The 11,195-nt window shown below is 68.9% G+C and carries 13 protein-coding genes; all 13 read right to left on the bottom strand.

The genetic code is table 11. The features are described from left to right. Positions 1–4: 4 nt before the first annotated feature. A complete protein-coding gene (locus BM436_RS12155; protein WP_093555779.1) occupies positions 5–619 on the bottom strand; it encodes an outer membrane lipoprotein carrier protein LolA in 615 nt (204 codons plus the stop codon). Further along, entirely contained in the window at positions 616–1,062 is a 447-nt protein-coding gene (locus BM436_RS12150) for an acyl-CoA thioesterase (protein WP_093555778.1), read from the bottom strand. The genes BM436_RS12155 and BM436_RS12150 overlap by 4 nt, the downstream gene beginning before the upstream one ends. Further along, positions 1,055–2,611, bottom strand: coding sequence for an HAL/PAL/TAL family ammonia-lyase (locus tag BM436_RS12145; protein ID WP_093555777.1), 1,557 nt, complete (start codon positions 2,609–2,611; stop codon positions 1,055–1,057). The genes BM436_RS12150 and BM436_RS12145 overlap by 8 nt, the downstream gene beginning before the upstream one ends. Then, complete coding sequence (locus BM436_RS12140; protein ID WP_093555776.1) at positions 2,598–3,539, bottom strand: lysophospholipid acyltransferase family protein; 942 nt, start codon at positions 3,537–3,539, stop codon at positions 2,598–2,600. The genes BM436_RS12145 and BM436_RS12140 overlap by 14 nt, the downstream gene beginning before the upstream one ends. Continuing rightward, positions 3,536–4,297: a glycosyltransferase family 2 protein gene (locus tag BM436_RS12135; RefSeq protein ID WP_229490128.1), complete on the bottom strand. Its 762-nt coding sequence runs from the start codon at positions 4,295–4,297 to the stop codon at positions 3,536–3,538. The genes BM436_RS12140 and BM436_RS12135 overlap by 4 nt, the downstream gene beginning before the upstream one ends. Continuing rightward, positions 4,290–5,399, bottom strand: a complete 1,110-nt coding sequence (locus tag BM436_RS12130) for a class I SAM-dependent methyltransferase (RefSeq protein ID WP_093555775.1) — start codon at positions 5,397–5,399, stop codon at positions 4,290–4,292. Before BM436_RS12130 ends, BM436_RS12135 begins: the two co-directional genes overlap by 8 nt. A 32-nt stretch (positions 5,400–5,431) precedes the next feature. Continuing rightward, on the bottom strand, positions 5,432–7,315 hold the full coding sequence (locus BM436_RS12125) for an ApeI family dehydratase (protein WP_229490119.1): 1,884 nt from the start codon (positions 7,313–7,315) through the stop codon (positions 5,432–5,434). Next, positions 7,315–7,860: a COG4648 family protein gene (locus BM436_RS12120; protein ID WP_093555774.1), complete on the bottom strand. Its 546-nt coding sequence runs from the start codon at positions 7,858–7,860 to the stop codon at positions 7,315–7,317. The genes BM436_RS12125 and BM436_RS12120 overlap by 1 nt, the downstream gene beginning before the upstream one ends. Next, positions 7,860–8,132 (bottom strand): acyl carrier protein, encoded by a 273-nt coding sequence (locus tag BM436_RS12115; protein WP_177307144.1) that lies wholly within the window; start codon positions 8,130–8,132, stop codon positions 7,860–7,862. Before BM436_RS12115 ends, BM436_RS12120 begins: the two co-directional genes overlap by 1 nt. A gap of 1 nt (position 8,133) precedes the next feature. Then, entirely contained in the window at positions 8,134–8,394 is a 261-nt protein-coding gene (locus BM436_RS12110) for a phosphopantetheine-binding protein (RefSeq protein WP_229490110.1), read from the bottom strand. A gap of 7 nt (positions 8,395–8,401) precedes the next feature. Further along, positions 8,402–9,175, bottom strand: coding sequence for a lysophospholipid acyltransferase family protein (locus tag BM436_RS12105; RefSeq protein WP_093555772.1), 774 nt, complete (start codon positions 9,173–9,175; stop codon positions 8,402–8,404). Continuing rightward, positions 9,168–9,932: a beta-ketoacyl synthase chain length factor gene (locus BM436_RS12100; RefSeq protein WP_093555771.1), complete on the bottom strand. Its 765-nt coding sequence runs from the start codon at positions 9,930–9,932 to the stop codon at positions 9,168–9,170. The genes BM436_RS12105 and BM436_RS12100 overlap by 8 nt, the downstream gene beginning before the upstream one ends. Positions 9,933–10,088: 156 nt before the next feature. Then, positions 10,089–11,123, bottom strand: a complete 1,035-nt coding sequence (locus tag BM436_RS12095) for an AbrB family transcriptional regulator (protein ID WP_093555770.1) — start codon at positions 11,121–11,123, stop codon at positions 10,089–10,091. Positions 11,124–11,195: the final 72 nt, after the last annotated feature.

Below are 11,195 nucleotides of genomic sequence, written 5' to 3'. Positions count from 1 at the left end.
AGGCTCAAAACAGCGCCGCCTCTTCGGACGTCATGGCGCTGGCGCCGGCCTGCATGGCGGAGAACACGATGGTGGTCTTGTCGCCGCTGGCCTCGTTCATGACGATGTTCTTCACGTGGGCGCCGCCTTCCAGACTGATGGCGCCGATCGCCTTGGCCAGCGCGGGCTCGCGCGCCTTCAGCGCCACTTGCCAGCCCGCCGCGTCGGCCGTGCCGTCCACCTCGAACAGCTTGTCCAGCTGCGCCAGGTCGCCGCCCAGCAGCGAGAACAGCACGCTGTTGATCATGCGGACCACCGGCTCGTTCTTCGCCTCCAGGCGCATGGCCACGCGCTCACCCTGGAAGTGGACGATCTCGTCGCGCGTCAGGCGCAGCGTGTTCGGGAAAGGCTTCAGCGTGCGCCACAGCACGCCCTTGCCCGCGACTACACAGAAGCGGCCGTGCGAAGCCAGCGGCTTCTTCATGCCGGCCAATTGCTTGGTCTGGTCGAAGCGGCCGCACAGCACCTCCGGCTTGGCCAGCATGGCCTGGATCTTGGCGATCGGCGCGGCGGCGTGCGCGATGGCCGGCGCCGCGGCGCAGGCGCCCAGCAACGCCGCCGTTATCAGTATCTTCCTCATTGTTCCATCCCCGGCTTTTCTATGCCCAGCTTTTCAAACAACACGGGCGGCGACACGAAGCACATCTCGCCCGTGGTGATTTCCACCGCCGCCATCATCGTCGTGGCGCGGTTCAGGCGCTTGCCGGTGGCGGCGTCGCTGATGGTGTACTCGATCGTCAGGCGGTTTTCCCACTCCACGATGTCGGCGCGCAGCTTGAGCACCTGGCCGAAGGTGGCCGGCGCCGCGTAGCGCAGGTGCATGTCGATGATGGGCCAGGAATAGCCGGACTCCTTCATCTCCACATAGTTGTAGCCTATCTTGTCCAGCAGCTCGCAGCGCACCATTTCCAGGTACTTCACATAGCGGCCATGCCAGACGATCTGCATCGGGTCCAGGTCGAAGAACTGGACCTTGGTTTCCATCTCCGCGAACCAGCGGCTTTCCTTGGTCTTCCTACGCATAGAGTTTCCATTCCTGGTTGCGGATACGGTCCAGCAGCACGCGCAGTTCCGGGTCGAGGCGACGGTCCTCCACCACGGCGGCGATGTCCTCCGACAGCAACTCCTGCATGCGCGCCAGCGCCGCGTGCGGCACGGCTTCCGGATAGTCGCGGCAGCGCAGCCACACGCCCTGGCGCACGGTGATCAGCAGCGCGGCGGCGACCTGCTCGGTCAGTTCCAGCACGCGCAGGCAGTCGCGCGCGGCGATGGTGCCCATGCTGACCTTGTCCTGGTTGTGGCATTCGGTGGAGCGGGAGAACACGGAGGCCGGCATGGTCAGCTTGAGCGCCTCGGCGGTCCAGGCGGAGGCGCTGATCTGCAGCGCCTTCAGGCCGTGGTTGATGGCCGCGCGGCTGCCGGTGGCGCCCACCAGGTTGGCCGGCAGGCCGTGGTTGTAGCGGCTGTCCACCAGCAGCGCCATCTGGCGGTCCAGCAGGTCGGCCAGGTTGGCCACGGTGTTCTTCATGCCGTCCATGGCGAAGGCGATGTGGCCGCCGTAGAAGTGGCCGCCGTGCAGCACGCGCTCGCCCACCGGGTCGATCAGCGGGTTGTCGTTGGCGCTGTTCAGCTCATTCTCGATCAGGGTGCGGAACAGCGGCAGCGTGTCGGCCAGCACGCCGATCACGTGCGGCGCGCAGCGGATCGAGTAGCGGTCCTGCAGGCGCTTGCCGTTGCGTTCCCACTGGTCGGTCGGCAAATCCTGGCGCAGCCAGGCCGCGACCCGCTGCATGCCGGGATGCGGCTTCACCGAGAACAGCACCTCGTCGAAGTGGTGGGCGTTGCCGTCCAGCGCGAATGAGGCCATGGCGGTGATGCGGGTGCACAACCTGGCCAGGTACTCGGCGCGCTCGTGCGCCATGCAGGCCAGCGCGGTCATGACGGCGGTGCCGTTCATGATGGCCAGGCCCTCCTTCGGGCGCAGGCGCAGCGGCGTGATGCCCGCTTCGCGCAAGGCCTGTTCGGCCGGCACCTGCTCGCCGTCGCGCCACACTTCGCGTTCGCCGCACAGCACCGCCGCCAGGTAGGACAGCGGCGTGAGGTCGCCGCTGGCGCCGACCGAGCCCTCGGACGGGATCAGCGGCAGCAGGCCGGCGTCCAGCAGGCGCACGATCTGGTCCAGCAGCTCGACGCTGACGCCGGAAAAGCCCTTGGCCAGCGACGCCAGGCGCGAGGCCAGGATGGCGCGCGTCTGCGCCGGCGAGAAGTTCTCGCCGAGGCCGCAGCCGTGGTAGGTGTACAGGTGGTGCGGCAGCTCGGCCACCAGTTCCGGGGGAACGGTGGTGGTGCAGGAATCGCCGTAGCCGGTGGTCACGCCGTAGACGGTGCCGTCCTCGCGCAGCAACTGGTCGAGGAAGTCGGCGCCGCGCGAGATGGCGGCGCGGAAGGCCGGATCGTCCGACAGGGCGGCGCCCGCCCGGCCGTGGGCGATGTCGACGATGTCTTCTATCGTCAGCCGCGATTGGTCGAAGCGCACGGTGCGGCGCGTGTTTTTCAGGTCAGCCAGGTGCATCGGAGGTATCCCGTTTTTCTATATGCCAGAAGTCGTAAAAGTTAAACCACTGCAGCGGCGCCTGGGCACAGTAGTGCTGCAGGCGCGCGGCGTAATCCGCCGCCAGCGCCGCCAGCGCCGCGTCGCGTCCCTGCCTGGGCAGGCGCAGCGAGGCGCGGAAGGGTTCGAAGTGCAGCGACGCGCGGCCCGCACGCTGCAGGGGAAACAGCAGGAACACCGGGCATTGCAGCGCGTTGGCCAGCACGTACGGCCCCACCGGGAACGCCGCCGGCGCGCCAAGGAAGTCCGCCACCGCCACGCGCGGCCTGTCCGACACGGGCACGCGGTCGCCGGCGATCACCACCAGCTCGCCCCGCCCCACGCGCTCGGACAGCTGCATCGCCGTGGCCGCCGTCAGCTCCGTCACCTGCATAAGATTGAGCTGGCTGTCCGGGTTCAGGCGCGCCAGCATGCGGTTGAACGCCTGCGCGTGGCGCGTGTGCACCAGCACCGTCAGTTTCACGTCCGGCCGCTGGCGCGACAGCACGCGGCACAGCTCCAGGTTGCCGAAGTGGGAGCAGATCAGCAAGCCGCCCTGGCCGCAGGCCAGCATGCGGTTGAACGCGTCCTCGCCATGCAGGGTGACGGCGCCCACGTCGTACACGCCGCCCCACAGCAGCATCTTGTCCAGGATGCTTTCGGCGAAGGCGGCGAAGTGGCGCAGCACGCCCAGCCGCGGCACCGGCGCGTAGGCGCGCACGCGGTCCAGGTAGGCCGCCGACACGCGCCGCGCGCGCGGGCTGGTGAGCAAGTACCAGCACAGCACGGGATACAGCAGCAGGTGGAAGGGCCAGCGTCCCAGCACGCGGAAAATCCAGAACAGCAGGCGCATGCCGGCCACGAAGCTCACTTCGTTGATGGCGGCCCAGTGGCGCGGCGCGGCGCTCATCCGCGCTGTCCCTTTCCGATACGGGCGCAATTGCGCGCCAGCAGGCGCGGCGCGCGCGGCAGCATGCCGAAGAACAGCGTGGCGTGCAGGCGCGAGATCAGCACATTGTCCATCCACACGCGGAAGTGCGACACGCCGTCGGCCGGATAGCCGACCTTGGTCGGCAGGTTCACCATGGCCACGCCGTCCCAGTACAGGCGCACCAGGATTTCGATGTCGAAGTTCATGCGCCGCCCCAGCGCGCGGCGCCGCATCAGCACCAGCACCGGCGCCAGCGGATAGACGCGGAAGCCGCACATGGAGTCCTTGATCTGCAGCGACAGCGTGTTGATCCAGACCCAGACATGGGTGGCGTAGCGGCCGTACAGCCGCCCCTTCGGCACCGACTCGTCGTACACCGGGCAGCCCACGATCAGCGCCTGCGGCTGCGCGCGGGACCGCGCCAGGAAGGCCTGCACGTCGTCCAGATTGTGCTGGCCGTCGGCGTCCACTTGCAGGGCGTGGGTGCAGCCCAGTTCAGCGGCCTTGGCGAAACCCGTCATCACCGCCCCGCCCTTGCCCTGGTTGACGGCGTGCGTCACCAGCACCACCTGCGCCGGATGCAGCCGCGCCAGCCTTTGCAGCTCGGCCGCGCAGGCGGGCGCGCTGCCGTCGTCGACCAGCACGCAGCGCAAGCCATGCGGCAGCAGGCCGTCCACCACGGCCGCTATCGCGTGCTCGTGGTTGTAGACGGGGACGATGAAGCAGGGTTCAAACACCGGCGGCTCCGTTGTTTTCCGCAACCTCCCCGGCCAGCGCGAAGCGCAGCAGCGAATGGCAATAGCCGATGCCGTCGCGCGCCGTCAGCAGGCGCAGGCCGGCCGCCTCGGCCAGGCGCACGTAGTCGCCGCTTTCGTAGACCTTGCTGTTCCCGCTGGCCATGGCCGTGAAGTACGGCGAAGTGTTGATCAGGCAGTAGGCGGCGATGTCGTACTGCTGCCGGTCCCAGAAGGTGTCCAGGATCAGAACCTGGCCGTTCGGCGCCAGCGCGGCCGCGGCGCGGCGCAGGATGGTGGCGATGACAGGCTCGCTGAAGCAGCTCAGGAACTGGCTCATCCAGATCAGGTCCATGCCGGCCGGCAGCGGCGCCTCGGCGTCCAGCATGTCCACGCCGTGCAGGTTGGCGCGCTCGCGCACGCCGGCCGCTTGCAGGTTTTGCTCGGCCACCGCCAGCTGGCGCGGCAGGTCCACCAGGTGCAGTTTCGCGTCCCGGTTGTATTCCAGCGCCGCCAGCGAAAATTTGCCGGTGTTGGCGCCGATGTCCATCACCCGCCGGGGGCCGGTGGCGAAGACGTCCGGCATGATCGCGGGGAAGGAGGTGTCCGAATAGTGGTGGTCGAAGGCGAACCAGCTGCTCTTCGCCGGTTCGTCCAGCTGGGACAGTCCCTCGTATATGGTCGGCCAGTCGCCCAGCTTTTTCAGCCCGTGCGGCCGCTCGTCGTCCAGCGACTTGTCCAGGTCATGCAGGCCCAGGTAGCAGACGTCGTGCGTGAAATCGAGGTTGACCTGCGTGATCTTGTCGGTCAACACGCAGAAGCCCACCTTGTCCAGCACGTAGCGTCCATCGCGCAGCTGCACCGCGCCGGCCGACAGGCACGATTCCAGCACCACTTTCAGCACGTACTCGGTCCAGCGGCCGCCTTCCGCCATCTCGGCCAAGGACAGGCCGGTGGAGCCGACGTCCGCCAGCGCCTGCAGCATGCCGCGCTTCCAGGCGTAGCGCACGCACTGGAACACCACCGGGCCGAAGGCGATCTTTTGTGCCTCGTAACGGGCGGCGAAGGCGGACTGGCGCTCGGGCGAAAACGATTTGTCTTGCATGGTCTCTTTCTTGGTCTTGACTTGGTCTTGATTTAGGCGGCCGGCGCGAAAATGATGCGGCCGCTCGCGTGCCGGCCGGCGGCCGACAGGTATTGGAACTGCACGCTGCCCTTGGCCGCGTCGTAGGTGAACTCCGCCCGCACCGTGGCGCCGGGAGCGATCACCTGCTGGAATTTCAACGCCGCCACGTCGCGGAACACGCCGGACGGCGCGAAGTAGCGCCGCGCATAGGCGACGGCCCAGTCCAGCTGCGCGACGCCGGGCAGGATGGGGGCGCCGGGGAAATGGCCCTCGAAGTACAGCAGGTCCTCCGGGATGAAGAGTTCCAGCACGACCTTGTCCGGGGTGACCTCGAGCTCCCGCGGCAGCGGCTGGCGTGGACGCGACGCTAGCCCGGGCTTTGGCTCCAGCTTCGGCTCCGATCTCCGCGCGTCCTCCCCGTCCTTCTCCAGCCCCTGCTCCGGCGCCTCGTCGTCGAACAGCGCCTGCAAGGCGGCCAGCGTGGTCTTGCCCTGCGCGTTGACCGGTAATTGCGACGGATAACGCCAGCGGCGTGGCAGGGCGACGGTCTCGGCCACCTCCGCCAGCAGCGCGCGCAGGGCGCGGTTCAAGGCCAGCTTGCCCCGCGCGGCCAGGAGCTCCCTGCCCTGGTCCGTCAGCGCCACCACGGCGACCAATTGCGCGCGCGGACCCTCGTCCCGCAGCACGCGCGCCTCCGCCACCAGCGGCGAGGCGGCCAGCGCGCGTTCCAGCGCATCGAGCGAGACGCGCTTCTCTTCCACTTTCACGATACGGTCCGCACGGCCCAGCAATTCGAAACGCCCGCCGGCGGCGTGCCCGACACGGTCGGCCAGGGTCATCCAGCCGTCGTCCGGCAAGTGCGGCGAACGCACTTCGAGCGCCCCTTCGGGCTCCGCGACGCGCCAGGCCACGTTCGGAAACGCCTGCCAAGTGCCGCTATGCCGCGCCTCCGCGCCGGCCGCGCGCTGGCGCCACGCGACGCCGCCGCTCTCCGAACTGCCATACACCTCGATGGGCGCCTGCCCCAGCAGGGCCTCGCAGGCGTAGGCCGAGTCCTCCGGCAGCGGGCCGCCGGACGAGTACACGGCGCGCAGCTGCGCGGCGGCGCCGCGCCAGTCCAGATGGTCGGGCAGGCGCTTCAGGTGCGCGGGGCTGGCCACCAGCACGCACGGCCGCGCAGCCAACAGCTCCGCGAGTTGCTCGGGATACGCCACCGTGCCCGCGTGCAGCGGACGCCCGGCGCACAATGGCCACAACACCTTGAACAGCAGCCCATAGATGTGCTGGTGGGAGACGGTCGCCAGCACCGCCGCGCCGCGCACCCGCGCGCCGAACATCTGTTCCAGCACGGTGACTTCACTGTCGATCTGCGACAGGGTCTTGGGGATGGCCTGCGCCGCGCCGGTGCTGCCGGACGTGTGCACGACCAGCGCCGGCGCGGCGAGATTCAGCGCCGCGCCGGCTCCGGCGAACGGGACATCGGCTACGACGGCGGCATCGACATCGCTATCGGCATCGCCGTCGGATGCACCGGCATCGACCGCACAGGCGTCGCCCGGCCGCAACGGCGCCAGCGCGGCCGGGAACCCGCCCAGGAAGCCATCCACCTTCAAGGCCAGCGCGTCGCAGCTGGCCGGCAGCGTGTCGGCGCTCAGCCACACGGTCTTGCCGGCCTGCCAGGCGCCCAGCAGCGCGGCGGCGAACTCCAGGCTGTCCTCGATGTAGAGCGCGTAGTGGCGGCCCGGCTGGCCGGCCAGCAGCGCGGCCCAGGCGCGCATGCGCGTGGCGACTTCGCCGCACGGCACGGGCGCGCCGTCGCGCCATCCGGCCAGCATGGCGGGGTCGCGTGCCGACAACGCGGCGGGCAATAGGGATAGGCGGTCGAACATGGACATCAACTTTGATACAGGCGGCGGAAATGGCGCCGGGTCAGCAACTCGCCGCCGACCAGCACGCCCATCAGCACGTAGGCGATGACGCCGTTATACAGCGACCACACCGCCTCCGGCGCCCACAGCGCGGTGGCCAGCGCGACGCCGCCATTGACAATAAAGAAGCCGCACCACACCTGCGTGACGCGGCGCGTGTACAGCACCGCCTCGGGCGGCAGCACCGGCTCGCGCAGGCGCGCCAGGCGCTCGACCATGGATACCGGCGTGGTCAGGCTGTAGCCGAAGGCGGCGAGAAAGGCGGCGTTGACCAGCACCGGATAGAGCTTCAGCGGCAGCAGCAGATTGCTCCACAGCGCGCACGCGGCCAGCACCAGCGCGCCGGCCACCGACCAGCGCGCGGCGCCGCTCAGCTTCACCGCCGGCAGGCGGGTGGCCGCGGCCAGCAGCAGCAGGGCCGCCAGCCAGCGCGGCTCCACCTGGCCATGCCCGAACCAGATCGCCAGCGGATACAGCAACGTGACCGCCGCCGTCAGCGCCGTCCACAACATTACACCGCCTTTTCGGTCGCGAGGCCGCTCAGCGCGTCCACCACGTCGTTGATGGTGCGGATGGTCTTGAACACTTCCGGCTGCAGGCGCTTGCCGGTCAGCTGCTTGAGCTTGACCGCCAGGTCCACCGCGTCGATGCTGTCGATGTCCAGGTCGGCGTACAGGTTGGACTCGGGCGTCAGGCCGCCGGCGTCCAGTTCGAACATCTCCACCAGCAGCTTCACCACCCATTGGTAAAGCTCGTCCCTGCTCATTTCGCTCAGTACGATCATGTCAAGCTCCCTTCTTGCCCTGCGATTCGATCAGCGCGGCCAGTGCGCGCACGGAGGCGAAATGCTGGCGCGTCTCGGCCGAATCGGCGGACAGGGAAATGCCGTAGCGCTTTTGCAGCGCCACGCCCAGTTCCAGCGCGTCGATCGAATCGAGACCGAGGCCCTCGACGAACAGCGGCTCGCCGGCGTCGATGTCGGCCGGGGTGATGTCCTCCAGCTGCAGCACTTCGATGATGAGTTCTTTGACTTCTTGTTCAAGCATGCCTTGTTCAACCATGATGTTGGTACTTCCCCGTAAAGTATTGTTGTAGGTGTTCCGTCAGGCGGCGCGCCGCCAGCACTTCGCTGGCCCCATCGGCGACGAATTGGGCGATGCGCAGGTCGTCCTGCACTTCGATGCTGAAGCTGGCCAGCCTGGGCGGCACCTTCCACCACGGCTCGCCCTTGCGCAGCGTGGCCGGCTCGCAGCGTATCAGCACCGGCGTGATGTCGCGCGCGCCGCGCACGGCGATGTTGGCCGCGCCCCGCTTCAGGCTGATCTCCCCGTTGTACGCGGTGCGCGTCCCCTCCGGGAAGATGATCAGGTTGTTGCCCCGCTCCAGCGAGGCGATGCAATCGTCTATCAGGTCCGGCCCGCCGTGGTTGGCGATATAGCCCGCCGCGCGCACCGGGCCGCCCGTGAACGCGTTGTTCCACAGGTCGGCCTTGACCACGCAATCGGCCCGCTTCACCAGCGCCATCAGGAACACGGTGTCGAGCAGGGTGGGATGATTGGCCAGTATCAGCAGGCCGCCGCGCTCCAGCTTTTCCAGGCCGCGCAACTCGTAGCGCAGCACGCCCATGGCGCGCATCAGGGCGATGTAGGCGCGGAAGGCCACCCGGATCACATGGCGCGACAGCGCCACGCGCCGCTCCGGCCGGCGCACCAGCAGCTGCAGCAAGGGGAACACGACGATCCGCAACACCAGACCGCCCACGCCGAACAAGGCGAAACTCAGGCCGGTGGCGAGCGTGCGCCAAGCCAGCGACAGCCGCTCAAGCATCGCGGCTCCAGCGCCAGGTGCGGCGGTCCGCCGTGCGCACCAGTTCCGCGTCGCCGGCGATGTGGAAGCGCAGCACGTCCAGGCCGCCGGGCAGTGTGGGCGCGTCGGGAGCCGCATCTGAGGCCGCATCAGAGGCCGCATCACCGCCGGCGCCCCGCCAGGATAGCGATATCGCTTGCTCGCCGGCTGGCGCCATCAGCCACGCGAAAGCGTGCGGCTGTTCGGCGCAATCCTCGAAGTGCGCGAACTCGCGGGGCAGCGGGCAATCGCCGGCCACCAGCAGCACGCGCGGCGCGCCGTCCGCCAACAGGCCGCAGGCCTCGATCACCGCGTGCTCCAGCGAGCTCGCGCCGGCGGCCAGCGCGATGTGGTTGCAGCGCTCCGCGCGCGCGATGGAGAACAGGCCGGCCGTCGCGTTATGGACCGCCATGCCGAAGGCGGTGGGCGACAGCGCCTCGCCGCGCGCGAGCTGCGTCAGCAACTCCAGGGCGCGGGCCACGTCGCCGTGGCGGGAACTGAACACGACGGGTATGCCGGTGTCGCCGCCCATGCACTGGTAGGCCGCCTCCAGCGCCATTTTTCCGAACAGGCCCGCGCGGCGGCGCAGCATGGCGGGCATGGCGCGCACCCCGGGTTCCGCCTCGCCCGTCACCGGTCCCGGCGCCCCGCTCCATTCCGCCCATGCCTCGGGCGTGACCAGGCCCGGCGCCCAGGCCGCATGATTGACGATGGAGAAGGAAACACTTTGTGCACGCATAACGGAGCCACGGCGCGCGCGACGCGCAAAGCATCCATTATAAACGGTGAGATATTAAATGACTAAGTAGATATTTTCAGTATCCACCTATTGACTATTCGGATTTTTTGACAATCTATCCAATTATCACACTGCATTCCTGTCGGCGGCCGATATTTAATTAGTGCGGCGCAAACGGCGGAACAGCGGGCCCACGGCCAGCACCAGAATCACCATGCGCGACACGTGGAAGGCGGTGACGACCGGCACGCCCAGGTGCAGCGTCTGCGCCGTGAGCGACATCTCTGCGATGCCGCCGGGCGAGGTGGCGAGGATGGCGGTGCCGGGATTCAGCCCCGCCGCCTCGGCCAGCAGCAGGCCGAAGCCGGCGGCCAGTGCCAGCGCGGCGGCGCTGCAGGCCAGCACGCTGGCCATGTAGCGCGGCGCGGTGCGCAGGAAACCGGGCGAAAAGCGCGTGCCGAGCGAGACGCCGATGAGGAGTTGGCCCAGCCGCACCATCCATTCCGGCAGGCGGCTCAGGTGGATGCCGCAGGCCGTCAGCAGCAGGGCCATGGCGAGCGGGCCGATGACCCAGGCGTTGGGAACCCTCAGGCGCTTGAGCGGCAGCGCCGCGCAGGCGGTGGCGCAGACCAGCGCCAGCAAGCCGGGATAATCGATGGCGCGGGCGCCGGGGATGTACAGGTCCGTTCCGATGCCCAGGCCGTGCCGGCCCCAGTACTGGATGGCGAACGGTATGGTGCCCACCACCAGCATGAGGCGCAGGCTGTGGGCGGCCGCCACGCGTTCCACGTTGGCGCCGTGGCGCTCGCCGTGCACCGCCATTTCGGAGGCGCCGCCCAGCGCCATGGCGAAGAAGGCGGTGGCGTGGTCGGTGCGGGACAGCTTGCGCAGCAGCCAGGCGCAGAAGCAGCCCAGCGCCAGCGCGAACACCACTGCCACTGCGATCCAGCCGGCGCGGGCGGCCAGCACCGCCAGCACGGGCGCGGTGAAGTACAGTCCCAGCGCGGTGCCGATGGCCCACTGCCCCGCCTCGCGCGCCTGCACCGGCACGCGCAGGTCCGCGCCCGCCAGCCGCAGCGCGGCGGTGGCGAACAGCGGGCCTGTCATCCAGGGCAGCGGGGTGTTCAGGTGGACGCACAGCAGCGCGGCCAGGGTGCCGGCGAACAGCGCGTACAGAAAGGACTTCAGCATGGGTTCGGGTCTACGGGCCGGCAAAGCGAGCTGAGCCCCATTTGGTGACTCGGCGTCCCCGCCATGCCCCAA

It is taken from the genome of Pseudoduganella namucuonensis (genome assembly GCF_900116645.1).
Taxonomy (GTDB): Bacteria; Pseudomonadota; Gammaproteobacteria; order Burkholderiales; family Burkholderiaceae_D; genus Rugamonas; species Rugamonas namucuonensis.
Note: the sequence above shows the minus strand (reverse complement) of the source record. Positions and strands in the feature narration are given on the sequence as shown.

Coding starts and splice junctions, on each gene's coding strand:
- BM436_RS12155 (WP_093555779.1), bottom strand. CDS start 619: ATGAGGAAGATACTGATAACGGCGGCGTTGCTGGGCGCCTGCGCCGCG.
- BM436_RS12150 (WP_093555778.1), bottom strand. CDS start 1,062: ATGCGTAGGAAGACCAAGGAAAGCCGCTGGTTCGCGGAGATGGAAACC.
- BM436_RS12145 (WP_093555777.1), bottom strand. CDS start 2,611: ATGCACCTGGCTGACCTGAAAAACACGCGCCGCACCGTGCGCTTCGAC.
- BM436_RS12140 (WP_093555776.1), bottom strand. CDS start 3,539: ATGAGCGCCGCGCCGCGCCACTGGGCCGCCATCAACGAAGTGAGCTTC.
- BM436_RS12130 (WP_093555775.1), bottom strand. CDS start 5,399: ATGCAAGACAAATCGTTTTCGCCCGAGCGCCAGTCCGCCTTCGCCGCC.
- BM436_RS12125 (WP_229490119.1), bottom strand. CDS start 7,315: ATGTCCATGTTCGACCGCCTATCCCTATTGCCCGCCGCGTTGTCGGCA.
- BM436_RS12120 (WP_093555774.1), bottom strand. CDS start 7,860: ATGTTGTGGACGGCGCTGACGGCGGCGGTCACGTTGCTGTATCCGCTG.
- BM436_RS12115 (WP_177307144.1), bottom strand. CDS start 8,132: ATGATCGTACTGAGCGAAATGAGCAGGGACGAGCTTTACCAATGGGTG.
- BM436_RS12110 (WP_229490110.1), bottom strand. CDS start 8,394: ATGCTTGAACAAGAAGTCAAAGAACTCATCATCGAAGTGCTGCAGCTG.
- BM436_RS12105 (WP_093555772.1), bottom strand. CDS start 9,175: ATGCTTGAGCGGCTGTCGCTGGCTTGGCGCACGCTCGCCACCGGCCTG.
- BM436_RS12100 (WP_093555771.1), bottom strand. CDS start 9,932: ATGCGTGCACAAAGTGTTTCCTTCTCCATCGTCAATCATGCGGCCTGG.
- BM436_RS12095 (WP_093555770.1), bottom strand. CDS start 11,123: ATGCTGAAGTCCTTTCTGTACGCGCTGTTCGCCGGCACCCTGGCCGCG.